Origin of the sequence: Sphingobium sp. (assembly GCA_035196065.1) — a bacterium.
Classification (GTDB): domain Bacteria; phylum Pseudomonadota; class Alphaproteobacteria; order Sphingomonadales; family Sphingomonadaceae; genus Sphingorhabdus_B; species Sphingorhabdus_B rara.
Genome location: CP136575.1, coordinates 2,481,057 through 2,506,637, shown reverse-complemented (window position 1 = coordinate 2,506,637; position 25,581 = coordinate 2,481,057). Strand labels below are relative to the sequence as shown.

The following is a 25,581-nucleotide window of genomic DNA, read 5'->3' as shown; positions in this document are numbered from 1 at the left end:
CTTATCTGGCGGCCAGCGCCTCAAATGCCGGGGCTGCCAGTTCTTTGCGGCAGATTAGAAGGTCGGGAAGATAGGGATCGGCATTGTTGTAGTGCAGCGACGATCCATCGACGCGACTGACATGGAGTCCTGCCGCAGCCGCAACAGCGACTGGAGCGCAATTGTCCCACTCATATTGGCCGCCGGTGTGCAGATAGATGTCGGCTTCGCCGCGCACGACGGCCATTGCCTTTGCACCTGCCGACCCCATGGGCAACAATTCGGCGCTCATATAGTCGGCGACGGCCACTGCTTCGGCTGCCGGGCGGGTGCGACTGACCAGCATTTTCAGCGGCCGATTGGCCGGTTGCAGCAACATTGGTGTCAGCGGCGATAGCGTGGTACCAAGACCGGGCAGGGCAACAGCGCCAAGGCTGGCCTCGCCATTCACGGCAAGACCGACATGCACCGCCCAATCGCTGCGGCCTTCGCCATATTCACGGGTTCCATCTAGTGGGTCGATGATCCATACGCGGCTGGCCGATAGCCGGGCCGGACTATCCTTTTCTTCCTCGCAAAGGATCGCGTCGTCGCGGCGTCGCATCCGCAACATGCCCATCAGAAAATCATTGGCAACACGATCGCCCTCGGCTCCTAATTCTTTGCCCGACAGCCCGCTGGTTTGCTGCAATATAAGAAGCATCCGGCCTGCCTCTTCGGCAAGGAAATGCGCGAACTCGGCGTCGGTCACAGGTCTGGGCTCCATACTCCGAGGAGTTTTTGCACGATCATTTCGGCCGCATCCTCCGGGCTCATCTTTGTGGTGTCGATGTGGATATCCGGATTGATCGGCGCTTCATAGGGGCTGTCAATCCCGGTGAAGTTTTTCAGCGCCCCCGAACGCGCCTTTTTGTAAAGCCCTTTCACATCGCGCGATTCAGCCACTTCAAGCGGAGTGTCGACGAAAATTTCCGCAAATTCGCCGTTCGGAAGCATCGCCCGCACCATTTCGCGTTCCGCCCGGAAAGGCGAGATGAATGCAGTGAGGACAATCAACCCGGCATCGGTCATCAGTTTGGCGACTTCGCCAACGCGGCGAATATTCTCAATGCGGTCGGCGTCGGTGAAACCAAGGTCCTTGTTCAAGCCATGGCGGATATTGTCGCCATCAAGCAGGAAGCTATGCTTGCCGAGAGCATAAAGCTTTTTCTCGACAAGGTTGGCAATTGTCGATTTGCCCGAACCTGAAAGGCCGGTGAACCAGAGCAGGCGGGACTCCTGCCCCTTTTGCCGTGCATGGGCATCGCGGTCGATATCTATCGCCTGCCAATGGATGTTCTCGGCGCGACGCAACGAGAAATTGAGCATGCCTGCGGCTACCGTCGCATTGGTAAGTTTGTCGATCAGGATGAAACCGCCCAGCGTGCGATTGTCGCTATAGGGTTCAAACACCAACTGCCGTTCGGTGTTGACTACAGCCACGCCAATGGCATTCAGTTCGAGCGTCTTTGCCGCCAACTGCTCGTCAGAACTACCGACGGCATTGACGTTCACCTGATATTTCGGTTGCTGGACGGTTGCCGAAACCATTTGCGTGCCAAGCTTTAGCCAATATGCCCGGCCCGGGATCATCGGCTCGTCCGCCATCCAGACTAGATTGGCCTCGAATTGATCGGCCGTTTGCGGCGGAGCGTCGGCAGCGGCAATGACATTGCCGCGCGAACAATCAACTTCATCGGCAAGGCAAATCGTTACCGACTGGCCGGCGACGGCCTCGTCCAGATCGCCGTCAAGGGTAACAATGCGGCTGACGCTGCTGGTCTTCCCCGATGGCAATATGCGCACCGCATCGCCTTTGCAGATCGTGCCGCTCGCGATCTGGCCGGCAAAGCCGCGGAAATCCAGATTGGGGCGATTGACCCATTGTACCGGCAGGCGAAACGGACTGGCCTGTTCGCCGTCATTGTCGAGTTCGACCGTTTCCAGATGGTCGATCAGCGAAGGGCCCTGATACCAGGGCATGTTCGGCGATGCTGAGGTGATATTATCGCCCTTGAACCCCGAAATCGGGATGGCTGTAAATTCGGTGATGCCAATCGATCCGGCAAAACTGCGGTAATCGCTGACGATCTGGTCGAAAACGGGCTGCCCATAATCGACAAGGTCCATCTTGTTGACGGCCAGCAAGATGTTGCGGATGCCGAGCAGCTTGCACAAATAGCTGTGCCGCCGTGTTTGAGGCAGCACGCCCTTGCGCGCGTCGATTAGAATTACGGCGAGGTCGGCGGTCGAGGCCCCCGTGACCATGTTGCGGGTATATTGTTCATGTCCCGGGCAATCGGCGACAATGAACTTGCGTTTTTCGGTGGTGAAAAAGCGGTAGGCCACATCGATGGTGATGCCCTGTTCGCGCTCCGCAGCGAGGCCATCGACCAGCAAGGCAAAGTCAATTTCGTCGCCTTGCGTGCCGACGCGCTTGCTGTCGCTTTCGAGATTTGCGAGTTGATCCTCGAAGATCATTTTGCTGTCATATAGCAGCCGACCGATCAGCGTGGACTTGCCATCATCAACGCTGCCGCAAGTGATGAAGCGGAGCATCGACTTGTGTTGGTGCTGTTCGAGATAGGCTTCGATATCTTCAGCTATCAAGGCATCGGTTTCGTAAACAGGGCGGGTCATCAGAAATAGCCCTCCTGCTTCTTGATCTCCATCGTCGCAGATTGATCCTTGTCGACGGCGCGGCCTTGCCGTTCGGATGTCGTCGTCAGCAGCATTTCCTGGATGATCTCGGGCAGGGTGGCTGCTTCACTTGGCACGGCACCCGTCAGCGGATAGCAGCCCAGCGTGCGGAAACGCACTGATTGCTCGACCAGCGTTTCGCCCGGGAGCAGCGGCATGCGATCATCATCGACAACCAGAAGCAATCCGTCGCGCTCGACCGTAGGCCGCGTCGCCGCATAATAAAGCGGTACGATCTCGATACCTTCGGCTAATATATACTGCCAGATATCGAGTTCCGTCCAATTCGACAGCGGGAAAACGCGGATGCTTTCACCCTTTTTCTTGCGCGCGTTGTAGAGGTTCCACAATTCGGGGCGTTGGTTTTTGGGGTCCCAGTTGTGCGTTGCTGTGCGGAAGGAGAAGATGCGCTCTTTGGCGCGGCTTTTCTCTTCATCGCGCCGTCCGCCGCCAAAGGCAGCATCAAAACCGCCAGCGTCGAGCGCGGCTTTCAAAGCGTCGGTAAGCATCAGTTGCGAGTAAATCGATGTCGGGCTGTTGATCGGATCAATGCCTTGTGCCGCCGCCTCGGCATTGTGGTGGACAATTAGATTGAGACCATATTTCGCAGCTTGCCGGTCGCGCAGTTCGAGCAGGTCCCTGAAATCCCACCCGCTCGCGATATGAAGGAAGGGAAAGGGCGGGGGCGCCGGATAAAAGGCCTTCAGCGCGATGTGGAGCATCACCGCCGAATCCTTGCCGACCGAATAGAGGAACACCGGACGCTCTGCCTCGGCCACAACTTCGCGCATGATGTGGATGGCTTCGGCTTCAAGCCGTTCGAGATGGGTCAATTTACGCGTCATGATGGCCTCAATTGGCCAAGCCGCGCTGAGGTGCAAGAAGTTATGACTTGGATGTGATCAAGCCCTGCTTTCGCCTCAACGCCCCACGCTATAATAATCAAACCCTGCCTTAGCGCCTTCTTCGGGGCGGTAGATGTTGCGCAGGTCGACAAGAACATCGCCCGTCATTGCGGCCTTGAGCTTGGCAAGGTCAAGCGCGCGATAGGCATCCCATTCGGTGACAATGGCAATCGCATCGGCACCTTGTGCTGCAGCATAGGCACTTTCAGTCATGCTGACCTCGGGCATGATCTTGGCGGCTTCCGCCATGCCTTCGGGATCATGCGCGCTGATCTTGGCACCGGCATCTATCAGCGTCTGTACAATCGCAATCGACGGCGCATCGCGCATATCATCGGTATTGGGTTTGAAGGTGAGACCCAGAAGCGCGACTTTCTTGCCGCGCGCATCACCGCCCAGCGCATTGACGATCTTGCGGCCCATCGCGCGCTTCCTCAAATCATTTGCCTGCACCACCGCCTCTACAATCCGCACCGGCGTGTCATTGTCCTGCGCGGTCTTCAAAAGCGCGAGCGTATCCTTGGGGAAGCAACTGCCGCCATAGCCCGGCCCTGCGTGCAGGAACTTTGCGCCAATGCGGCCATCCAGCCCGATCCCGCGCGAGACATCCTGCACATCAGCGCCCAGTTTCTCGCACAGATCAGCCATTTCATTGATGAAGGTGATCTTCGTCGCCAAAAAGGCATTAGCGGCATATTTGATCAGTTCGGATGAGGCCCGGCTGGTGAACAGGATCGGCGATTCGTTCAAGAAAAGCGGACGGTAGACCGCGCGCATCACATCGCGGGCCCATTCCACATCGGTGCCGACAACGATCCGGTCAGGCCGTTTGAAATCGCCGATTGCCGCACCTTCGCGCAAGAATTCGGGGTTGGAGACAACGGCAAATTCAAGGTCAGGGCGCACCTCGCGGATGATCCGCTCCACCTCATCGCCTGTGCCGACGGGCACGGTCGATTTGGTGACGACCACCGTCTTGGGATCGATCGCAGCGCCAATCTCTCTTGCCGCAGCATAGACATAGCTCAGATCGGCATGGCCATCGCCGCGGCGTGAAGGCGTGCCGACCGCAATGAACACCGCGTCGCAACCCTTTACCGCGCTGGCCAGTTCTGTCGAAAAACTCAAGCGCCCGGCATCGACATTGCTCTTCACCAGTGCATCCAGCCCCGGCTCATAGATCGGCATCACATTGGCGTTCAGCCGGTCGATCTTGCCCTGATCCTTGTCAACACAGACAACATCATGACCAAAATCGGCAAAACAAGCCCCTGACACCAGACCAACATAGCCCGAGCCGATCATCGCGATTTTCATGGATGCTTCCCCGCAAGATATATTGAGCCCGGCGTTTAGACGCTGCGGGAAAGTGCGGCAAGTGCGCTAGCTGGCCAGCCGTAGCGAGGCGGTTTCGATGGCCATCACTGGCTGGTCGGGCCAGATGCCGCGCGTATCGTAAACCAGCTTCTCGCGCCTTTCGGCCAGCGGAATTGCTTTGAACGCGTCATGATCGACCAGCGCGATCAGTATACCGCAGTCCTGCAATGCGCTGTCAATGTCGGTCAACTGTGCGCCTGAGCCTTCAAATTCAACAGGCAGGGCGGCTGCATAAGGCTCGACAATGCGGATGCGGGCGCCATATTTTTGCGCAAGCGCTGTCGCCACCTTCTTCGCCGGGCTCTCGCGGAAATCATCGATATTGGCCTTGAAAGCAAGCCCCAGCAGACCAATGGTCTTGGCAGGATTAGCCTCTATCAAGGCGTTCGCCTGTGCGATGACATGGTCAACCTTGCCGTCATTCACTTCCCGCGCAGCGCGGATCAGCGGTGTATGGTCGGGCGCCCCATGGACGATGAACCAAGGGTCCACGGCGATACAATGGCCGCCGACGCCGGGGCCCGGCTGGAGAATGTTGACACGCGGATGACGGTTGGCGAGGCGGATCACCTCCCACACGTCCAGCCCCATCTGGTCAGCGACGATCGACAGTTCGTTCGCAAAGGCAATGTTGACGTCGCGAAAGGCGTTTTCGACCAGCTTGGTCATCTCTGCCGAACGGGCATCGGTAGTAACACACTCGCCGCGCACGAACCGCTTGTAAAAGGTCAGCGCCTTGCGGGCGCAGCGCGGTGTGATGCCGCCGATCGAGCGGTCATTGGAAATCAGTTCTTCAAGGATCTTTCCGGGAAGGACGCGCTCTGGGCAATACGCGATGGCGACATCGGGCGTATCCGCCGTAACGCTGGGAACCTTGAGGTCAGGCCGCAGCTTTGCGATCAGGTCTTTCACCCGGTCGGTGGTGCCAACGGGGGAGGTGGATTCGACGATCACCGTATCGCCGGTTTTCAGCACGGCCGCGATGCTGGTGGCTGCGGCCAGAACATAGCTGATATCGGGCGCATGATCATCACCACAGGGTGTCGGCACGGCTATGACGAATACATCCGCCGGTTCAACCATCGTGGATGCGCGCAATAACTTGCGTTGGACGACGCCCTGCACCAGGCCATCCAGATCGACTTCCTCAATATGGATTTCGCCGCGGTTGATTGTATCGACTATATTGCTGTTCACATCGACGCCGAGAACCCGGCATCCCGATCTTGCTATGACAGCTGCGGTAGGCAGGCCGATATAGCCCAGCCCCATGACGCAAACATCGGGTTTCCTATCGACAAGCATTGGCCACCAATCCTGCTATTTTGTGCGCAGCCTGCCCGTCGCCGAACGGATTGTGCGCGCGCGCCATGTTTGAATATGCGGCTTCATCGTCGAGAAGCGTGAATATTTCGGAAATGATTCGGTTTTTGTCAGTTCCGACAAGTTTTGCGGTGCCTGCAGTAACGCCTTCGGGGCGTTCGGTTGTCTCGCGCATCACCAAAACGGGCTTGCCCAGTGCCGGGGCTTCTTCTTGCACACCGCCGCTGTCGGATAGCATGATATGGCTGATCGAGAGCAAACGTGCGAAATGTGGGTAATCCAGTGGTTCGATCATTGCAATGCGAGGGTGATTGCCAAGTTTGGCATCCATCACTTTGCGAACATTAGGATTCATATGCACCGGAAAGATGATCGCAACGTCGTCGCGGGCCGCGATTTCGAGCAAGGCGGCAGCGATATCTTCCATACCGTCACCAAAATTTTCACGCCGATGGGTGGTGACGCCTATGATCCGTTTGCCCTCAAATCGCTCTTCTATCTCCGCCAGATCGCAAGCGAGGTCGGGTTGTCGCGCGATCTTGTCGGTGACCCAATGCAAGGCGTCGATCACGCTATTGCCTGTGATGTGGATATTCTCCGGCGCCACTGCTTCGGCACGGAGCGCATCGGCGGATACATGGGTCGGCGCAAAATGCTGGTCGGCAATGGTGCCGATAATTTTGCGGTTCACCTCTTCGGGCCAGGGCTGATAGATATTGTGGCTGCGCAGACCCGCCTCGACATGGCTGACAGGGATCTGGCGGTAATAGGCGGCAAGTGCCCCCACCATTGCGGTTGCCGTGTCGCCCTGAACAATCACGCGGGCAGGGCGTTCGATGTCCAGCACCGCGCCGATGCCGGTCAGCAGCCGGGCCGTCAGCGCGTCCAGCGTCTGGTTGGGTGCCATGACGTCAAGATCATGGTCAGGCTGGATTTCCCCAATATCGAGGACTTGATCGAGCATCTGCCTATGCTGCCCTGTGACTAACACCCGCGTCTGCACATCGCTGTGCTCTTGCAGTTTGTGGATCACCGGAAACAGCTTGATAGCTTCGGGACGGGTTCCGAATATGACAAGGATCTTGGGAAGTTCAGCCATGGCCAAACATTAGGCTTACTGATCTTAAATTCATACTAAAGCGACGATTCAGTAACTGTAAAAGCTTTGCAGTGAAAAACATGCTGGAACCTGATTGTGCTATCGTCTAGCAGAACACCATATCATATACAGGAACGGATTGATGAAAAAGATCGCTTTGCCTTTGCTTGCTCTATCGCTTTTGGCTGGATGCGCCGGCTCGGGACAGCTTGGCGGGGCGTCGAACGTAACAGTATTGCAAGGCAGCGAATTGCCGGTGCCTGATCGTTCGGATCTTCTGGGTGAATCGCGGCCCTATCTTATTGGTCCGTTCGACAAGCTGATGATCGACGTTTTTGGCATTGAGGAACTGAGCAAGAAAGAGGTTCAGACCGACGCGAGTGGTCGCATATCCTTCCCTCTTGCCGGCATAATTGAGGCGGCCGGCCGCACGCCCGCCGAGGTAGAGGAAGAGATCGAAGCGCGGTTGCGTTCGCGCTATGTGCGGGATCCGCAAGTTACGGTGAACCTTAAGGAAACGGTCAGCCAGGTCATCACGGTGGACGGTCAGGTCAAGCGACCCGGCCTTTATCCGGTAATTGGCAAGATGACGCTGATGCGCGCGGTTGCGACCGCAGAAGGTACGGCGGAATTTGCAAAGTTGGAGGATGTGGTCATTTTTCGCACGGTCAAGGGCCAGCAACTGGCGGCGCTTTATGACCTGAAGGCGATACGCCGCGGCAATTATGGCGATCCTGAAGTTTTCGCCAATGACGTGATCGTCGTTGGTGATTCGCAGGCCCGTCGCCTGTTCCGCGATGCCCTGCAGGTCGTGCCTCTTTTGACGACGCCGTTGATCATCGCGCTGCAGAACAACAATTGATCTCTACATAGCCAGTTCGCCGCGACTGGAGCTGATCGTCAGTGTGCCGTCATCCCGCCATAATGGGCGTGATAGATGTTCTATTGTGCCGATATGATTAGCGTTAAATGTTTTCAATTATGAATTGAATGTGCATGCTCCTAACCCATTGGGGGGTGTTCATGCAAATATTGCGCCGAATGATATTGTGTAACTTGGGTTACCATAAGCGATCCAAACGTCGCGCGCGTCACGACGGGCGTCAGCATGTATCCGAATGTGTCGGCTGCGGTCGTGTAATGCGCAAAGACATGCGCCAAGGGTGGATGATCGACTGAGCATTTTAGCCGGGCCGATGGCAGCGGAAATCTGAACCGGCGGAAAAAGCCCGGCGCTGTCGAGACGCCGGGCAGGATAGATGCTGCATAAAAACAAGCATCATCGGGTAGGACGCCGCCCTAGCATATTACAGCCGGCCGTCAAATTGCTTCCAAAATGAGACTATTTCGCGGTTAAACAGGCGAGCGATGCGGCCAGGATGTGGTTATCGCCGGAGGCGCGACGGAAGAAAATCCACCGCCAGCTTGATCAAATAGATGATCATCCACGTTCCTAGCATGTCACCGGCGAATATAGCGAAAATCGATGAGGCCGGCCCTGCGCCCAGACTGGTCAACCGAAGGCTTGCATAATAGAATAGCGCATTGCCGGCAGAGCAAGCAAAGGAAAGAGCCAATAATCGCAGGGGCGTCAAATTGGCGAGATTGGTCTCAAGTCTCGCCACGCGAGCTGCCACGGCGACGCCCAATGGGCCGCCGATTGCAGTGGCTGCGCTGACCAGATGTTCAACGTCATTTCCCGGTGCAATGTCATAGGCGCCGGTAAAGACCAGCCAGCATGATGCCAGAAAAAGCCCGGGAACGATCCATGGGCCAACCATAAGATAACCCAGCAAACGAATGAATGCGGGAAGGAAGAGGAGGCTGGCGAAGCCTCCAAAATGAACATTGCCTAAAATAAGGTCGGAAACATGAAACAAGATGACGTAGAGGACGGCAAACATCCCCGCCGTGGCGAAGGTTCGAAATTGCGGCTTATGCATCCGCTTATCCGAGAGCTGAAAACAGCTTCTCTGCAGACTGCGTAAAGGTCACTGCCCGTTTGCGACGATCTTCGTCGGTCACGCGGACATCAACAAGCCCTTGGTTTTTTAACGCCATCAACTGCCGGTAAGAGGTGGTGGCCGATTGCGCGCTTACCAGGTCGTAAACATCCGCCACTGAGAGGCTCCCCTGTCGTTCCCACAACAGGCGCAGTTCGAAAAGCATGCGCTCTTCGTCTCCGGACAGTTCGGATAAAGGAGGCAGGCGGCGCAGACTGACAAGAAAGTTGATGAACCTTGGCATATTCTCCGCCACCAAAAGCTGTTTTACTTGATCAATTTTCACCTTGCGGCAGGATTTATTCAAAACCAGCGAAATCATATCCACTTTGATTGTTTGTACCTGCGTGCCTCACGCTTCTTGGATTTCGGTCGGTGACGCGAAGCGGAACTGGAGGGCTTTGCTAACGCCGACTATTGTCACCCGGAACATAGGCAGGTGAATGTGGCGGATGGCAAGTGTGATCGTGTAAACTTGCCGCACGACATATTTTCTGGAATGAATGACCGAGAGTGGGGGAATAGCAATGGCTACGATTAATGACGCCATGCCCAAGCATCACGCGGCCACAGGAGGCGAAAAGAAAGTCATCCTGGCCTCGTCCTTGGGTACGGTTTTCGAATGGTATGATTTCTATCTTTATGGCCTTTTAGCCACTGTAATTTCTGCGCAGTTTTTCTCGGGCGTGAATGAAACGACCGGATTCATCTTTGCGCTCGGCGCTTTTGCTGCGGGATTTGCGGTGCGCCCCTTTGGCGCGCTGGTATTTGGACGCCTTGGCGACCTTGTTGGCCGCAAATATACCTTTCTGGTGACAATGGGCCTGATGGGCTTTGCGACCTTCACAGTCGGTATCCTGCCCAACTATGCCAGCATCGGCGTCGCTGCGCCGATCATGCTCGTCCTACTACGCTTGCTTCAAGGCTTGGCGCTGGGCGGTGAATATGGCGGTGCTGCGACCTATGTTGCAGAGCATGCGCCCAATCACAAACGCGGGCTTTACACCAGTTTCATCCAGACCACGGCAACGCTAGGCCTTTTCGCTGCGCTGCTTGTGGTGATCGGAACCCGGACGCTGATCGGCGAGGATGCTTTCAAGGATTGGGGCTGGCGCGTGCCGTTTCTTATTTCCGTGTTGCTTCTCGGCGTTTCGCTATGGATCCGCATGCAATTGCAGGAAAGCCCCGTCTTTCAAAAGATGAAAGAAGAGGGGACCTCTTCCAAAGCCCCGATTTCGGAGGCATTTGGTAACTGGAAAAACGGCCGCTTTGTCTTGATCGCTTTGCTTGGTGCCGTCGCCGGTCAAGCCGTCGTCTGGTATACGGGTCAGTTCTACGCGCTGTTCTTCCTTGAAAAAATGTTGATGGTCGATGGTGCGACCACCAACATCCTGATCGCAATTGCGCTGGCAATTGGCACGCCATTCTTCGTCTTTTTCGGCTGGCTGTCGGATAAGATTGGCCGCAAGCCGATCATCTTGGCGGGGTGCGCACTGGCGGCTTTCACCTATTTCCCGGCATTCCACGCCCTTACGGAAGCAGCCAACCCTGCGCTTGCCAAGGCACAGACAACTGCCCCGGTCAGCGTTGTCGTCAATGATAATGAATGTTCGGTCCAGTTTGACCCCGTTGGCAGGAACAAGTTTGACAGCAAGAGCTGCGATATTGCGAAATCCTTCCTCGCCAAGGGTGGGATCAGCTATAGCAAGGTTGAGGCACCCGCGGGCACTGTTGCCCAGATCCGCATCGGCAATACTGTTTTGATAGCGCCCGATCCGGCGAAGGTGAATGGCGATGAACGCAAGGCTGCGATCGCTAAATTCCAAGACGAGGCGAGAGCCGCACTAGCCAAAGCAGGATATCCTTCTAAGGCCAATCCCGATGAGATTAACACGCCGGTTGTCATCGCGATTCTGACATATTTGGTGCTGCTGGTGACCGCCGTTTACGGCCCGATTGCCGCGCTGCTCGTCGAACTCTTCCCGACGCGTATCCGCTACACAGCAATGTCGCTGCCCTATCATATTGGCAATGGCTGGTTCGGCGGATTTCTGCCCACTACGGCCTTTGCGATGGTGGCTGCCACAGGGGACATTTATTATGGCCTTTGGTACCCGATCATCGTTGCCGGCGTGACGGTGGTGATTGGCTTGATGTTCCTGCCTGAAACATTCCGGCGCAATATCGACAGCTGATAAGGCCTAGATCGCTCAAAATCGGGCGGCCGCGATGGTCTCCCGTTTTTGCAATGCTGTGCCTTGAGCGCGCCCCAGCGGATGGGAACGGACGGTCCCGATGGTGCCGGATTGGCTTCGATAATTGTTAGTATCGGACGCTGGCTGAGATAGCCTCGAGCTAACAATGAAAAGCTTCGGGTCAAGTTCGCATGGGCAATTTGTGGTGAACCCTCGCCCGTTGCTCTCATATGTCGCAATGCCGTCTATTGTGCGGTTGCTGCTACTGGCGGTTTGTTGCGCAGGGTTTCCATGGGCATCGTTCGCACAGGCCCAACAGCCACCACAGATGCTGGCATTTGATCATGCTGGAAAACCGGATTCTGGCGAAAGGCTGGAGCCGGTCGACCATGACGATAACAGCGTCGACGCTGTTATCGACCACATCATGGAGCATGCCGGCCTAACCCGCAATTTCGTGCAACAGGCAGCACGCATTCCAAATGCACTGGCAACGATGGATGAGCGCGGGCATCGAGTGATTTACTATAATCCGGCCTTCATTCGCGAAATAAGCAGCTATGGCTCGCCCAAATGGTCACAAATTTCTGTAATTCTGCATGAAATTGGGCACCATTTGCTTGGCCATATCTTCGAATATGACCAGAATTTCAAAGTCCGTGAATTGGAGGCGGACGAGTTTTCCGGATTTCTGATTTATCGTATGGGGGCTACGCTGCAGGAGGCGCAGCTCGTTGCATCTGAATATGCCCAGAATTGGGAAACGCCGACCCATCCGGCGCGTGATCAAAGGCTTGCGGCGATCGCACGAGGTTGGACAAAAGCGCAACGGATCACTCTGCATGAACGCCAGATGGGTGAGGCCAGAGTGAAGCGGGAGATGGACGAATAGGTATAGTGGCGGCTGCCTATTTCCCGTCCAGCTTCTTTATAAGCCTGCGCAGCCATTTATCCGGGTTTTGCCGCGCGCCAGGTTCATACCCAATCTGAACAGCACTGATGGAGATGTGGGTCAGGGAAACACCGGCCTCGTCATCCGATTGGTCAGCGCGGGGAGGGGTTTTGTTGAAGCCCAATACCATTCCTGGCTTGTGCACGCCTCCAAGGCCAAAGGCCGCGGCCGCCTCGCTTTTTCCCATGTCGGCGGTAAAGCGGATATCATAAATCTCGTAACTGCCGATGCGTGTCGCTTTCCATTTGGCCTTGGCAACATCATCAGGCAGGTTGATATTGAGGGCGATCCCCGTCGGCAGCAAAGCGCCCTTAGCTTTGTTCGCAAACAGCTTCCCTACCAACTCAGCGGTCCGTTCCGCGACAAGTGCCGAATTGGGGTTGGCCAGTTTTGCGTTGTCCACGCTGTTGGTACCCGCGCTCACGGCGATCGAAGGCACGCCGCGTGCCGTCGAATATTGAACATTGCTGACCGTTCCCGACGACACGATCATTGTCCCGACATTGCGGCCTTCATTCGGTCCGGAAATGACAAGGTCGGGCATTTTGCCCCACCGTGCCTGTGCCAGCACGTCGAGGCCATATAATGTTGCCATTACGGGCGTTCCGTCGACATAGTGAAAGTCGGTTTCAAAGCCCGTCCGGGTCATCGGGCCAACGCCGGGATCACCGGCCTTCGCGGCGTCATTCAGGCAATTTGTGGCAAGGGGGCCCAATGGCCGCATGAATTTGATGGCAGCACCCATGCCGCTCTGACCCTGACAGGGAACAGAGACGATCACGTCATGACCTTGGGCCTTCAGTGCGGTATAAAGCGCCTTCAGGTTGCTGGTCAGGCCGTCGTCATTGGTGATCAGGATGTTTTCAGCCTGAGCCGGTGACGATGCGATGGCAATCGCCACCAATCCGCAAATCCATGTCTTCATCGGAAACCCCTTGCTCTTCAACGTCCGTTAGAAACGCGCACGCATTTCAAAACCATATGTGCGCGGATCATTATATTGCGTGGCCGTATTTCGGCCGGCAACGCGGAAATCAAACAGATTATAGCGCGTGTTGGTCAGATTTTTGCCCCACAGAGCAAACTCCAGATCATTGTCGAGGAAGCTGATGTCACCCAGCGTCACACGGCCACCAAGGAGCATCGCCTTCTCGGCTTTAAAGTTGACGGTGCCGTTCGCGTAATAATTCCCTGCCGTATCGAGGTTCATGTTCGCGCGCAATTGCCCGAAGGAAAAGCGCGGGAAGCGATAGTCGACGGCAAAGGTAGCCGCATGTTTGGGCGTGAAATTTGCCCTGATCTGTTCGATTGCACCACTGAATGTTGATTGTCGTTGAGAAGTGACCCGTTATTTTCACTGAGAAGTGACCCGGGTGGTTGGTATATCCCGCGTTGCGGGTTTTGGGTCAAGAGGTTGGTTTTTCCTTTCTGTTTTTGGGCGCTGCGGCACTGGCGCGGAAGCGGAAGCTGTCATTCCCGGTCTCAAGGATGTGGCAGTGGTGCGTAAGTCGATCGAGCAAAGCGGTCGTCATCTTGGCATCACCGAACACACCGCCCCATTCGCTGAACGATAGATTGGTGGTGATGATGACGCTGGTCTGCTCATAAAGCTTGGAGAGCAGATGGAACAGCAGCGCGCCGCCTGATGGACTGAACGGCAGATAGCCTAACTCGTCGAGAATGACGAGATCAAGGCGCAGCAGGCGCTCGGCAACCTGGCCAGCTTTATTCATAGCCTTTTCCTGTTCCAGCGCATTGACCAGATCAACCGTGGAGAAGAAGCGGACCTTTTTGCGGTGATGCTCAACAGCCTGCACGCCAAGCGCTGTAGCCATGTGGCTTTTACCTGTCCCGGGACCGCCGATCAGTACGATATTGTCGGCACCGTCTATAAAATCTCCACGATGGAGTTGACGGATGAGGGCTTCATTCACCTCGCTGGCTGCAAAGTCGAACCCGGCCAGATCCTTGTAGGCCGGGAACCGGGCTGCCTTAATGTGGTAAGCGATGGATCTGACCTCACGTTCGGTCATCTCCGCCTTGAGCAGCTGCGAGAGGATCGGCACAGCCGCTTCGAACGCAGGGGCACCCTGTTCGATCAGGTCGCTGACGGCGCCAGCCATGCCGTACATCTTGAGGCCGCGTAGCATGACCACGATCGCGGCGCTGGCGGGATCATGACGCATGACGCGCCTCCTTGTTCCGGAGGGCATCGTAGCGCCCGACATTGGCTAGAGGCTCGCGCGCAAGGCGCAAAGCCTGTGGTGCATCTATAGGGGTTGGCGGGATAGCTTTGCCATCGGTCAAACGATGCAGGATATTGAGAACATGGGTCTTGGTCGCCACCCCAGCATCAAGGGCAAGCTCGACCGCGCATAGCACTGCCTGCTCATCATGATGCAGCACAAGCGCCAGTATCTCGGCCATCTCCCTGTCGCCGCCAGGCCGCTTGAGGATCAGCCCTTGCAACTGCCGGAACGCTTGCGGCAGTTCGGTGAAGGGTGCCCCGTTACGCAAGGCACCGGGCTTGCGTTGGATTACTGCCAGATAGTGGCGCCAGTCATACACCGTTTGGCCGGGCATATGGTGCGAGCGCTCAATAATCCGAACATGCTCGCACACGATCTGCCCTTCGGCAACAACAACGACCCGGTTCGGGTATATCCGCAGGCTCACCCGCTGGTTCGCAAACGATGCCGGCACGCTATAACGGTTACGGTCAAAGTTCACGAGGCAGGTCGGGGATACCCGCTTGCTGTGTTCGACAAAGCCGTCGAAGATACGGCCCTGCGGCATCAAGCTGGCGACTTCCTCGGCATGCACATCAGCCACGGTACCAGGCAGGCTACCGTGCTTGATATGCCCCCATTGCGCAATGCAATGTTCCTCCAGCCAAGCGTTCAGGGCATCGATATCGGGGAAGCTGGGCCCAGAGGCACTAAGGGGCTGCCACAGCCGCCGCCGCGCATCCTGCACGTTCTTCTCGACCTGTCCTTTCTCCCACCCCGAGGCCGGGTTACAGAAGTCTGCTTCGAACAGGTAATGGCTCGCCATAGCGGCAAAGCGCGCATTGACCTGTCTGACTTTGCCCCGGCCAATGCGATCGACCGCCGTCCTCATATTATCAAAAATACCCCGCTGGGGAACACCGCCCAGCACCCTGAACGCCTCAGCAAGCGCGTCGAACAGCATCTCGTGGGTCTGAAGTGGATATGCCCGAACAATGAACGCTCGGCTGTATGATAGCTTGGTATGCGCTACCTGCAACTTGGTCTGCCTGCCACCTATAATGGCCCAGTCTTCGCTCCAGTCGAACTGGAAGGCTTCACCCGCCGCAAACACCAAGGGCACAAAAGTGCCGCGTCCGCTGGTCTGCTGCTCGCGTTGGCGTTCAGCCTTCCAAGCGCGCACAAAGGCTGCAACCCGCTCGTAGGAACCGTCATAGCCCAATACCACAAGATCAGCGTGCATCTGCTTGGCTGTGCGCTTCTGCTTTCGCGACTTGCCAACCTCAATCCGCAGCCACCCCGACAGCTTCTCTGCAAACGGATCAAGCTTGCTCGGCCGAACAGAGGCCCTGAATACCGGTTCTAACGTGTCTGCACGTAAATACTTGCGGATCGTGTTCCGCGACAATCCTGTCCGCCGTACAATCTCACGGATCGGCATCCCTTGCCGAAAACGCCAGCGACGTATCACACTCAATAAATCCATGTTGATCACTCCTCATCCCCCCAACCGGTCGGTCAGGGTGTGGTTCAAACATGGGTCAAATCTCAGTGAAAACTTATGCCCCTAACGGGTCACTTCTCAACGACAATCAACACTCCAAGCCCACCCTGGAGCGTTTCCGGCTCACAGGAGAAGGGCCTCTATATGTCAAACTGGGTGGCGCCGTTCGTTATCGACGCGCCGAACTCGACAAGTGGCTGGAGAGCCGTTTGGTCGCATCGACCAGCACCTCAAGTGGCTGCCGCGCAGCTTAAATGTCCCAACAATTGCGAATGCGAAGGGCGGCGCACGTCGATGCGGGCGCCTTTAGGAGTTTAAATGATGGATACTAAGAACAAACCAATACCAGACCAGCTTGAAGTTGAATGTCAGACACCAAACAAAGCGATTGCTTTCGAGGAAGTCGTTGCTCGGGCAGGCGGTGTCGTGGCAATTTCGCGCGCAATCTGCATTACGCCTAATGAGTTCAATCGCTGGCAAAAGCAAGGTTCGGTCCCGTTGGGTAAAGCGATGGTGATGGAACACCTTTACGGCGTTTCCTTCCGCAACCTTCTTAGCGATAATGACGCCCTATGGTTGTCACTGATGCAATTGGAGCGGTCATTGGGAGACACAAAAGCTGAACTGACAAAAGCGCTAAAGCTCACTTCGGCCGTGCTCGATACAATTGCGAAACTGCCCAACAAATATTCCGACAACAACGGTGATCTTTGCGAGGTTGGCGTATGATCCGGCAAAGCGCTAGCGTAACCAAAATCATGTCGATAGAGGTACCCGAAGAACTGCGCGAAATCCCTGCGTGGTTGATCTGGCGCTTCGAGCAGGTCGAGGGTGAGGCCCGGCCTCGCAAGGTACCGTCTTGGGCTGATGGTATGCGGCGGTATGGGGCAAATGGTGATCGCAATGATCGCGAGCGTTTGACAACATTCGCGACTGCGCGAGCCGCCGCTGCAGAAAAAGGTTTTGAAGGTGTGGGTTTCGCACCGCTGCCCGGCTGCGGCTACACCTTCCTCGACTTCGACAACTGCGTCGGCGTTGACGGCTCCCTGCCGCCCGAGATCGAACAGATCGTCGGTCGCACATATGCCGAGTACAGCCCGAGCGGCAAGGGCATTAGGGCCGCCCTGAAGGGCGATCTGGGCAACCGCAAGAGCAAGGCGACCGACGACCAGTACGGCTTCGAGACCTTCAGCTCCTCGGGCTTCGTGACCTTCACCGGCAACATCCTGCCCGTGTCAGACTTAGTGGTCGGGCCCAACTACATCGCGCCTGCGGGCGACGATGTGCGCAACCTCTGCGAAAATCGCTTCCGCACTTCGCAGCCACAGGTCGAGGCCGACCCCGAGGACTTCATGATCGGTCGCGAACCACGCCTCGGCCTGTCGGTCGAGCAGATGGAGGAACTACTGTCTGCGCTCGACCCTAACATGAGTCGAGACGATTGGATCCGAATTGGCCTTGCCCTGCATCATGAAGGTCAAGGGGACGACACCGGCTTCGAACTCTGGGACGAATGGTCATCTGACGGGGCTACTTACCCCGGCACTGAGGGGTTGCGCACGCAGTGGGACAGCTTCGATCGCCGGAAAGGGCAGCGCCGCAGGCAGGTCACGATGGCGACCGTCATCAAGATGGCCAAGGATGCTGGTTATCGTGCACCCAAATGGGAGGCAGACAATCTGCGCCATCTTGTCGAAGAGGAGTTAGAAAAACTGCCTCAGGTCGATGGGGTGCGTACGCCCGAAGGCTTTTCCGGTAAGTTTCCGATTTATTCGGCTGGAGATCCTATTCTGCACCAGCCGTGTGAATGGTATATAAAAGGCGTAATACCAAAGGCGGATCTGATCGTCCTGTACGGAGCGTCTGGTAGCGGGAAAAGCTTCGTCGCTTTGGATATGGCTGCCGCAATCGCTCAAGGCGTTCCTTGGCAAGGACACCGTGTAAACAAGGCGAATGCCGTTATCATCGCTGCCGAGGGGGCAGGGGGAGTTGGAAAGCGTATTCGGGCCTACTGTAAGCGCCACGGCATAAATGAGGCGGATTTTGACATTGGAGTTATCAATGTGCCACCTGACGTCATCAAAGATGTGGATATCGCTGAGCTAGCCAAAGCGCTTAAAGCAGTCGCGGCTGATATCTTTGTGATCGATACCTTCGCGCAGGTGACGCCGGGAAAGAATGAGAACTCCAGTGAAGACATGGGGCGCGCCCTAGGGAACATTCGAACGCTAACCCAAGTCACAGGCGCAACAGCACTAATCGTTCACCATGCGGGTAAAGATGCGGCACGTGGTGCGCGGGGGTGGTCGGGTATCAGGGCTGCAGCAGATGCTGAACTCGAGGTCAGCGCCAATGATAGTGGTCGGCTGCTAAAGATCACGAAAATGAAAGATGGCGACGACAATCTTGCATGGGGGTTTCATCTTAATGTCATTGACTTAGGCGTCGACTTTGACGGCGATCCTGAAACCAGTTGTGTTGTTGAATATGTCCCCGCTCCACAAAGGAAGAATAAGTCCGATGGACCTACCGGCGCGAGGCAAAGGGATATCATGAACCGCGCGCGCCAATGCGGGGCAGGCACGTCCGAGGGGGCCTTAACCCAAGATGTTATAGACGCTTGTGTCGAGTTGATACCCTTTGAACCACAACCGGCCGAGGGTTCTAAAGGACGGCGTGACCAACGCCGAACGAGTGTCAAAAGGGCGCTCGACCGGCTGTGCGAGCAAGGCCACCTTAAGACGCATCATGATCGTTTGTATCTGCCAAGCGTGGCGCCTAGTTGATGCGGGTACGGATCGTGCTTCATCTTCAAAATGCTACAAATCAGCAATTGTAGCATTGCGAGCAAATGCTGCTTCAAATGCTGCATGCTTCACCACCCTATAGGGGTGAAGCGTGTAGCAGAAGCAAGCTGGCCGAAACTTAACTTCGAAACACTTAGAAACCATCCCTCCGAAAATAATCGACGCAGTCACTTAAAAAATGTATTTACGCAGGGAATTTCGATTAATCTGGAGGCGGCATGGGTGGCTACGGATCTGGGCGACGCACCAACCGGCCGTCGACCGACGAGTGCGTGCGCATCAGTCTGTCGCAACTTAAAAGCCTCGGTATGCTTAGGCGACACTGTTTCAACCGTCGGGAGCGATATTGGAGCAGCGACGGAGAGGTTATAGCGCGGCTGACTTTGATGACTGACATCGAATGTAGAGAACCCTTTCCCTGCCTGAAAATCACCGGGCGAGCCTTCGACAGGAAGGTCGATTGTATGGTGTGGCTCGACTGCCTGCCGGCCCCCTTCGGCGGAGAGCGATGGTATGCACTGTGCCCACATACTGGCCGCAGGTGCGCAGTCCTTGTTCTCCCGCCAGGCAAAACACACTTCGCGTCCGTAAGCGGCTGGAACGTCGCATATGGCTCGCAACGCGAGTGCCCGATCGAGAGAGCCCATCGCGCCATCTACAAGGCTGACATGCGCCTCCGTGCGTTGTCCAAATATACCCGCAGACCTACGCGAGAACGGCTGGTGGATCGGCTGATCGAACGAGAGGGGTTCGTGGAAGATGAAATCGACAGGTTGGCGCAACTGCGCTTCTAGGGCGGCATCTGCCGGTGTGCGCTGGTATGCGGTCTGTCCGATAGCCGGCCGCAGGTGCACGACGCTCGTCCTCCCGCCGCGCAAATGCCAGTTTGCGTCCGTGCAGGGCAGGGGTGTCTCTTACGGTTCGCAGCGGAGACGCCCATTTGCCGCGCTTACCGCGCCGCTTAAAAAGCTGAGAGGCGATTGCTGGGATTGTCGAAATAAACTCGTCCTCCAACAAGATTAAAGCTGTAAGCCAAGTTAATGAATCGAGAGGCAGCATTCGCTGCGGTCGGTGGTTGACTAGGCGAAATAAAAATCAAGGATCGGCTGGCCAGAAAAGAAATACGGTTGGGATTCCAAATCCCTATTCTGCTTTTTATTGGCAAAAAGGCTCGAAAAATTTGGACTTTTGCCAGCGGACTCGCCGAGGATGTCTTGGTATGCTCTAAGTCGAGACGAAGCAAAATCGCCGTTTCCGTTCAACCTTCTAATCGAACTGGTCGTTTAAACCCCTCGCTGCCGGAAATCCCGGCGAGGCTGAGGCTGGTTCGAGATCATTGTTTCGTCCCCCGTGCGTGGCCTTCGTACGAGGCATTTCGAGGCACTGCACCCGACGCTTGCAGAGCTCATTATGCCCCACTGCCCAAAAAGCCATCCGACCGACCGATTTTGCTTTTTTTCGTCGACTGTAATGATAGTGTAACAATCAGGAGAACGGAGAAGGAGATATACGATGAGAGTGATTCTCTTTGGTGGGATGGCCGCCATGTTTGTTGCCTCTGCGGCGGTCGCGCAGGCTCCCTTGGCTGAGGTGAATGCGGATCGCACGACACCAGGCTATGCGGCGCTAATGTCGAACGACAATGAAGGTGCCTTGCGCCAATTGCTCGCCGATCAGACTGCGCGCAACGATCCGGCCCGTTTGATTAACATCGGTCGGGCGCATGCGCGGCTTGGCGACAAGGCGAGTGCGCGCAAAGCGTTTGAAGCTGCAGCGAAATCCACCGAGGAGGTGGATCTTGTGCTGGCCGATGGTTCGGTTATGGGCTCGCGTAAGGCTGCATTATTGGCGCTCAAATCACTAAATTAAAAATATTTTAATCTAAATTTCACGCGCGCATTTGCGACGTGGATGTATCCCTGTGGATACAGAAATAAAAATGACACATAACATTCACAGTATTGTCATCAAATCCAAACAATAGAGTCACACGCATAGCATAGGGCCTCTACTCGACGACGGGTGGGGCCCTTTTCAGATTCGCGCCCGCATGTCTCGCTGCCCGATCAGGGCAAAGGTTTATTGCGGAGATTCAGAATGATTGACCCTAAATTGCGTGGGATCGTTTATGTGACGGCGGCAGCCAGTTTGCTCGCTGGCTGCGGCGCAGATGACATTGCATCGCCTGGTGCAGGTGGCAACATCACCATCAACAATCCGGCTCCGCCGCCACCCCCGCCGCCGCCGCCGCCGCCGCCCGCAGCGGTGACCCCGGCTGGTGGATGCCCGACGATTGCCGATCCGCAGGGTTTGACTGATTCCGGCACAATCACCGGTCCGACCGGTACCTATCGCGTCTGCACATTGCCTGCGCGCGTCAATGTTAGCTCCACGCTCCCGCGCGTTGCGGGCCTGCTGTACCGTCTCGGCGGCCGTGTTGACGTCGGCACGGATCAGGGCGCTTCATCGACCAACAATGTCGTAACGCTCTCTATTGAACCCGGCGTGATCGTGTTTGGCGGCACGGGTGTTTCCTGGTTGCACGTCAACCGCGGCAACCGCATCAACGCAGTTGGCACGGCAGCCCTGCCAATCATCTTTACCAGCCGTGACAATGTCCTCGGCCTCAATACCGATAGCTCCAGCGGTCAGTGGGGCGGGGTCGTTCTTTCTGGTCGCGCACCTGTAACCGACTGCGCTGCACCGGCAGCAACGCCCGGCACCGCTGCATGCGAACGCCAGGTTGAAGGTGCCGTTGATCCTGCGCTTTACGGCGGTGCTAACCCCGCAGACAATAGCGGCCGGATGAGCTTCGTCCAGATCCGCTTCTCGGGCTTCGTGCTCTCGGGCAACTCCGAATTGCAGGCGTTGACCACCGGCGGTACGGGTACCGGAACAGTGCTCAACAACATTCAGGTGTTTAACAGTTCGGACGATGGTGCTGAGTTCTTCGGTGGCCGCGTTAACATGAAATACTACATCTCAGTCGGTGCTGAGGACGATAGCATCGATACCGACGTGGGTTTGAAGGCAAACTTCCAATATGTGATCGCCGTTCAGCGCGCCGCTGCGGGTGACTCGATCATTGAGGCGGACTCAGACAATGCGCTCGACGGGAACAACCCGCGTCAGGATACGCGGATTTCAAACTTCGCCTTCTTCCAGCGCGCAACTCCCGGCAACCAGACTGCTATTCTGTTGCGTGGTGGCACCGATTATACGCTGGTAAATGGTGTCGTATCGGCTCCGAACACGGCCTGCCTTGCCATCAGCCGGGCGCAGACCGCATCAGCCACGGCCGATGCCGCAATCGATGAAGCCGGTGCTCCGGTCTTCCGCTCGGTCGCGATGCAGTGCGGCAACCCGAAATATTCGGGTCGCAACGGCGTGACCGAAGCGCAGGTTGCAGCCATTTTCGGCACGGGTTCGAACAACAACAATGATGCCTTCACGCCCAGCTTCAGCTCGCTGTTCATCAACGGCACAGCTGAAACAGCAATTCCGGCATTCAACCCGACCAGCATCTCGTCGTTCTTTGATGCCGTGACATACATCGGTGCAGTCCGCGATGCCAACGACACTTGGTACCGCACTTGGACCTGCAACAGCAGCACTGCCGATTTCGGCACCGGCAACACCGGCCTCTGCACCTCGCTTCCGATCTTCTGAAGCGCTTAATGATGATCGGGGTGGGGTGCGCCGTGGCGGCACCTCACCCCTTTTTCCAATCGGGGATAAGGGAATTCCAATGCTGAAGCCTTTTGGGCGAATGAGCCTCCTGCTCGTTACAACCGCTCTCGTAATGCCATCATACGCATTCGCGCAGTCGGCCGAAGAGCCTGCGGGTGCCGCGGCCACGCAGGACGATGCAAACCAGCAACCGCCGGAAGCTGCTGCGGACGCCGAGACTAGTGCCGACGCTGCGCAGGATGAAACTGTCGACGTGTCAATCCCCGGAGGCGAAATTGTCGTTCAAGGTCGTCGCAGCCAGAATGTCGAAAAGGCTGCACCCCAAGTTGTTTCGGTCCTGTCGGCGGCCGATATTGCCCGCACAGGCGAAGGCGACATTGCTGGCGCGCTCGGCCGCGTCACCGGTCTTAGCGTTGTGGGCAATGGCTATGTCTATGTGCGCGGCCTTGGCGATCGCTATTCGCTTGCTCTGCTCAACGGCTTACCCTTGCCAAGCCCTGAACCGCTGCGCCGCGTTGTGCCGCTTGACCTTTTTCCCACCAGTCTCATCGCTTCGTCGCTTGTTCAGAAATCCTATTCGGCGAACTTTCCCGGCGAATTTGGCGGCGGTGTCATCAACCTGACAACCAAGGCAATACCCGAGGAAACCTTTCTCAGCGTTGGCGGAAGCGTTAGCGGTAATAGCGAGACGACCAATCAGCTTGGCTATACCCATTACGGCAGTTCCATCGACTGGAGTGGTTTTACCAACGATAATCGTGCGGTCCCACCGGCCTTAAAGCGTTACCTGAACAGCGGCGCTCGGATAAGTGAAGGCAACGTCAACACCCAGGCGATTGCATCTGAACTGGTGACCGGACGCAATGGCGTGATCCAGCGCAACAAACATCTTCCAGTCAATGGCTCGGCGAGTTTGTCGGGTGGCACCAGCTTTGAAATCGGCGACGATGCAACGCTCGGTATTCTTGCATCCGCTGGATACAGCAACAAATGGCGGACCCGCGATACGATCCAGCAGACAGCAGCATCGGCGGATCTGTCGCAAAAGGAACTCGATTTCCGGCGGGTTCTTACAGACAATCGGATCGTTGCCAACGCAATGGTCGGTTTCGGCATTGAAGCCGGTGACCAGAAGTTGCGCTGGACCAATGTCTTTATCCGCGACACAATCAAGCAGACACGGTTGGGCGTCGGCACGCGTCAGACGCTGTCGCCGATCGCTACATTGCAGCAGCAGGATACTGGTTGGTTTGAACGTCAACTCGTTACTTCGCAACTTGTCGGCGAATTCCGCCCCGCGACAGACATCAAACTCGACGTGCGTCTGGCCTTTGCAAATTCGCAGCGCGAAGCTCCGGGCGAATTGAGCTTCGAATATTTCCGCAGCAATGTTGCGAGCGATCCCTATGGCAAGTATTTCATAAATCGCCTTAATAACGGTCAGCAGGGCAGCGCCGAAGTCAGCTATTCTGACCTGAACGAAAATCTTTGGGCAGGCGGCCTCGACCTGACATATAATGTCACGCCCGATATTACTGCGACGATTGGGTATGCTTATACGGATACGGCACGCCGCACAGAAAAACGTGATTTCCTGTTCACAGCGCCGACAACATTTCCGACCGCAGTTGCCTTGTTCCGTCCGGATTTGCTGCTGCAACCCGATGTCATCAAATTCTATAATATTGGTTTGATCGACACCAATGAAGGCAATCCGATCTTTGATGCCAGCTTGGTCAACAATGCCGGCTATGGCCAGATCCGCGCCTATATCACACCCGAAATCAACGTTAATCTGGGTGTGCGTTATGAGGCCGCTAAGCAATCGGTCGAAGCCGTGCAGGTTTTCACCACGCCTACGGCGGTTTTGGCTTCGACTGCGCTCAACAAGAAATACTGGCTGCCGTCTGCAACGATTACATGGGAACTGGCTGACCAGATGCAATTCCGCGTCAGCGGTTCTAAGACGATCGCGCGCCCGCAGTTTCGGGAACTGATCTTCCAGACCTTTTTCGATCCGGACAGTAACCGTCAATATCGCGGCAACCCGCTTTTAACCGACAGCCAACTGTACAATGCCGAAGCGCGGTACGAGTGGTATTTCGATCGCGATCAGCGGCTTTCGGCTGCCGGCTTCTTCAAGAAAATTGATAAGCCGATCGAGGCATATTCCAGCTTCAACGATAACAGCGTCGTTACCAGCTTCGCCAACGCACCGACCGCTCAGCTTTACGGTGCCGAGTTCGAGCTTCAGAAATATTTCGATCTTTCTTCGCTTTCCGAAAAAGGATTCTTCTCGACGCGTCGTCTCGTATTGGTGGCCAACTACACATATTCCAAATCTAAGATCAGCGTGAAACCTGGCGATCCTGTTGCCGTGTTTTCGGCGTCTTCGACCAATGCGGCTGATTTCTTCCGTGACGGCGCGCCGCTCACGGGCCAGTCGGACCATCTGGTCAATCTGCAGTTTGGTTTTGAAGATACCGACAGCCTGTCGGCGCAGACGCTGCTTTTGAATTATGCGTCAGATCGGGTTACCAGCCGCGGCGCATCCAATCAGCCTGACATTGTCGAGCGCCCAGGTTTCGAACTGGATTTTGTAGCACGGCAGGGGATCAAGATCGGTGATCAGGAAATCGAACTGAAGTTTGAGGCGCGGAACCTGACCGGAACCAAATATCAGGAATTCCAGCAAAATGGCGACAATCGCATCTTCTACAATCGGTATAAGCCTGGCCGTTCGTTCAGCCTAGGTATTGATGTCGAGTTTTGATTTTTGC

The 25,581-nt window shown here is 56.2% G+C and carries 21 protein-coding genes; 9 read left to right on the top strand and 12 right to left on the bottom strand.

Features of this window, described 5'->3' with window-relative positions; translation table 11 throughout:
• Nucleotide 1: 1 nt before the first annotated feature.
• The 6 genes from RSE16_12040 to wecB form a co-directional block, all read right to left on the bottom strand.
• Nucleotides 2–730: a 3'(2'),5'-bisphosphate nucleotidase CysQ gene (locus tag RSE16_12040; protein WRH75430.1), complete on the bottom strand. Its 729-nt coding sequence runs from the start codon at nucleotides 728–730 to the stop codon at nucleotides 2–4.
• The gene (gene cysN / locus RSE16_12035; protein ID WRH75429.1) at nucleotides 727–2,658 is read right to left on the bottom strand and encodes a sulfate adenylyltransferase subunit CysN; all 1,932 of its coding nucleotides are present in this window, start codon (nucleotides 2,656–2,658) and stop codon (nucleotides 727–729) included. The genes RSE16_12040 and cysN overlap by 4 nt, the downstream gene beginning before the upstream one ends.
• Complete coding sequence (gene cysD, locus RSE16_12030) at nucleotides 2,658–3,563, bottom strand: sulfate adenylyltransferase subunit CysD (GenBank protein WRH75428.1); 906 nt, start codon at nucleotides 3,561–3,563, stop codon at nucleotides 2,658–2,660. The genes cysN and cysD overlap by 1 nt, the downstream gene beginning before the upstream one ends.
• A gap of 75 nt (nucleotides 3,564–3,638) precedes the next feature.
• On the bottom strand, nucleotides 3,639–4,940 hold the full coding sequence (locus RSE16_12025; protein WRH75427.1) for a UDP-glucose/GDP-mannose dehydrogenase family protein: 1,302 nt from the start codon (nucleotides 4,938–4,940) through the stop codon (nucleotides 3,639–3,641).
• Nucleotides 4,941–5,006: 66 nt separating this feature from the next.
• Nucleotides 5,007–6,305, bottom strand: coding sequence for a UDP-N-acetyl-D-mannosamine dehydrogenase (wecC, locus tag RSE16_12020; GenBank protein ID WRH75426.1), 1,299 nt, complete (start codon nucleotides 6,303–6,305; stop codon nucleotides 5,007–5,009).
• Nucleotides 6,292–7,422 (bottom strand): UDP-N-acetylglucosamine 2-epimerase (non-hydrolyzing), encoded by a 1,131-nt coding sequence (gene wecB, locus RSE16_12015; protein WRH75425.1) that lies wholly within the window; start codon nucleotides 7,420–7,422, stop codon nucleotides 6,292–6,294. Before wecB ends, wecC begins: the two co-directional genes overlap by 14 nt.
• A 142-nt stretch (nucleotides 7,423–7,564) precedes the next feature.
• Here wecB and RSE16_12010 point away from each other — a divergent pair, with 142 nt between their 5' ends.
• Nucleotides 7,565–8,284 carry a polysaccharide biosynthesis/export family protein gene (locus RSE16_12010; protein ID WRH75424.1) on the top strand — a complete coding sequence of 240 codons (720 nt, stop codon included), beginning with the start codon at nucleotides 7,565–7,567 and terminating at the stop codon, nucleotides 8,282–8,284.
• A 523-nt stretch (nucleotides 8,285–8,807) separates the two neighbouring features.
• Here RSE16_12010 and RSE16_12005 read toward each other — a convergent pair.
• Together RSE16_12005 and RSE16_12000 are read right to left on the bottom strand one after the other, a co-directional pair.
• Complete coding sequence (locus RSE16_12005) at nucleotides 8,808–9,365, bottom strand: hypothetical protein (GenBank protein WRH75423.1); 558 nt, start codon at nucleotides 9,363–9,365, stop codon at nucleotides 8,808–8,810.
• A gap of 4 nt (nucleotides 9,366–9,369) precedes the next feature.
• On the bottom strand, nucleotides 9,370–9,753 hold the full coding sequence (locus RSE16_12000) for a hypothetical protein (GenBank protein WRH75422.1): 384 nt from the start codon (nucleotides 9,751–9,753) through the stop codon (nucleotides 9,370–9,372).
• 199 nt (nucleotides 9,754–9,952) lie between these two features.
• On the opposite strand from RSE16_12000, the gene RSE16_11995 reads away from it, so the two are divergent.
• Both RSE16_11995 and RSE16_11990 read left to right on the top strand, forming a co-directional pair.
• Complete coding sequence (locus tag RSE16_11995; GenBank protein ID WRH75421.1) at nucleotides 9,953–11,620, top strand: MFS transporter; 1,668 nt, start codon at nucleotides 9,953–9,955, stop codon at nucleotides 11,618–11,620.
• 328 nt (nucleotides 11,621–11,948) lie between these two features.
• The gene (locus tag RSE16_11990; protein WRH75420.1) at nucleotides 11,949–12,512 is read left to right on the top strand and encodes a hypothetical protein; all 564 of its coding nucleotides are present in this window, start codon (nucleotides 11,949–11,951) and stop codon (nucleotides 12,510–12,512) included.
• Between the two features lie 16 nt (nucleotides 12,513–12,528).
• On the opposite strand, the gene RSE16_11985 is transcribed toward RSE16_11990, so the two are convergent.
• From RSE16_11985 to istA, 4 genes are all read right to left on the bottom strand, one after another.
• Nucleotides 12,529–13,497: a 5'/3'-nucleotidase SurE gene (locus tag RSE16_11985; GenBank protein WRH75419.1), complete on the bottom strand. Its 969-nt coding sequence runs from the start codon at nucleotides 13,495–13,497 to the stop codon at nucleotides 12,529–12,531.
• A 27-nt stretch (nucleotides 13,498–13,524) separates the two neighbouring features.
• Complete coding sequence (locus RSE16_11980; protein ID WRH77352.1) at nucleotides 13,525–13,872, bottom strand: hypothetical protein; 348 nt, start codon at nucleotides 13,870–13,872, stop codon at nucleotides 13,525–13,527.
• Between the two features lie 106 nt (nucleotides 13,873–13,978).
• A complete protein-coding gene (gene istB / locus RSE16_11975) occupies nucleotides 13,979–14,758 on the bottom strand; it encodes an IS21-like element helper ATPase IstB (GenBank protein ID WRH75418.1) in 780 nt (259 codons plus the stop codon).
• Nucleotides 14,748–16,286 carry an IS21 family transposase gene (gene istA / locus RSE16_11970; protein WRH75417.1) on the bottom strand — a complete coding sequence of 513 codons (1,539 nt, stop codon included), beginning with the start codon at nucleotides 16,284–16,286 and terminating at the stop codon, nucleotides 14,748–14,750. Before istA ends, istB begins: the two co-directional genes overlap by 11 nt.
• 336 nt (nucleotides 16,287–16,622) lie before the next feature.
• On the opposite strand from istA, the gene RSE16_11965 reads away from it, so the two are divergent.
• From RSE16_11965 to RSE16_11940, 6 genes are all read left to right on the top strand, one after another.
• Complete coding sequence (locus RSE16_11965; protein WRH75416.1) at nucleotides 16,623–17,033, top strand: hypothetical protein; 411 nt, start codon at nucleotides 16,623–16,625, stop codon at nucleotides 17,031–17,033.
• Nucleotides 17,034–17,062: 29 nt separating this feature from the next.
• The gene (locus tag RSE16_11960) at nucleotides 17,063–19,090 is read left to right on the top strand and encodes an AAA family ATPase (GenBank protein ID WRH75415.1); all 2,028 of its coding nucleotides are present in this window, start codon (nucleotides 17,063–17,065) and stop codon (nucleotides 19,088–19,090) included.
• A 689-nt stretch (nucleotides 19,091–19,779) separates the two neighbouring features.
• The gene (locus RSE16_11955) at nucleotides 19,780–19,905 is read left to right on the top strand and encodes a hypothetical protein (protein WRH75414.1); all 126 of its coding nucleotides are present in this window, start codon (nucleotides 19,780–19,782) and stop codon (nucleotides 19,903–19,905) included.
• 718 nt (nucleotides 19,906–20,623) lie between these two features.
• Nucleotides 20,624–20,980 carry a hypothetical protein gene (locus tag RSE16_11950; GenBank protein WRH75413.1) on the top strand — a complete coding sequence of 119 codons (357 nt, stop codon included), beginning with the start codon at nucleotides 20,624–20,626 and terminating at the stop codon, nucleotides 20,978–20,980.
• Nucleotides 20,981–21,208: 228 nt separating this feature from the next.
• A complete protein-coding gene (locus RSE16_11945; GenBank protein WRH75412.1) occupies nucleotides 21,209–22,780 on the top strand; it encodes a hypothetical protein in 1,572 nt (523 codons plus the stop codon).
• 133 nt (nucleotides 22,781–22,913) lie between these two features.
• The gene (locus RSE16_11940) at nucleotides 22,914–25,574 is read left to right on the top strand and encodes a TonB-dependent receptor (protein WRH75411.1); all 2,661 of its coding nucleotides are present in this window, start codon (nucleotides 22,914–22,916) and stop codon (nucleotides 25,572–25,574) included.
• The last annotated feature ends 7 nt before the right edge of the window (nucleotides 25,575–25,581 follow it).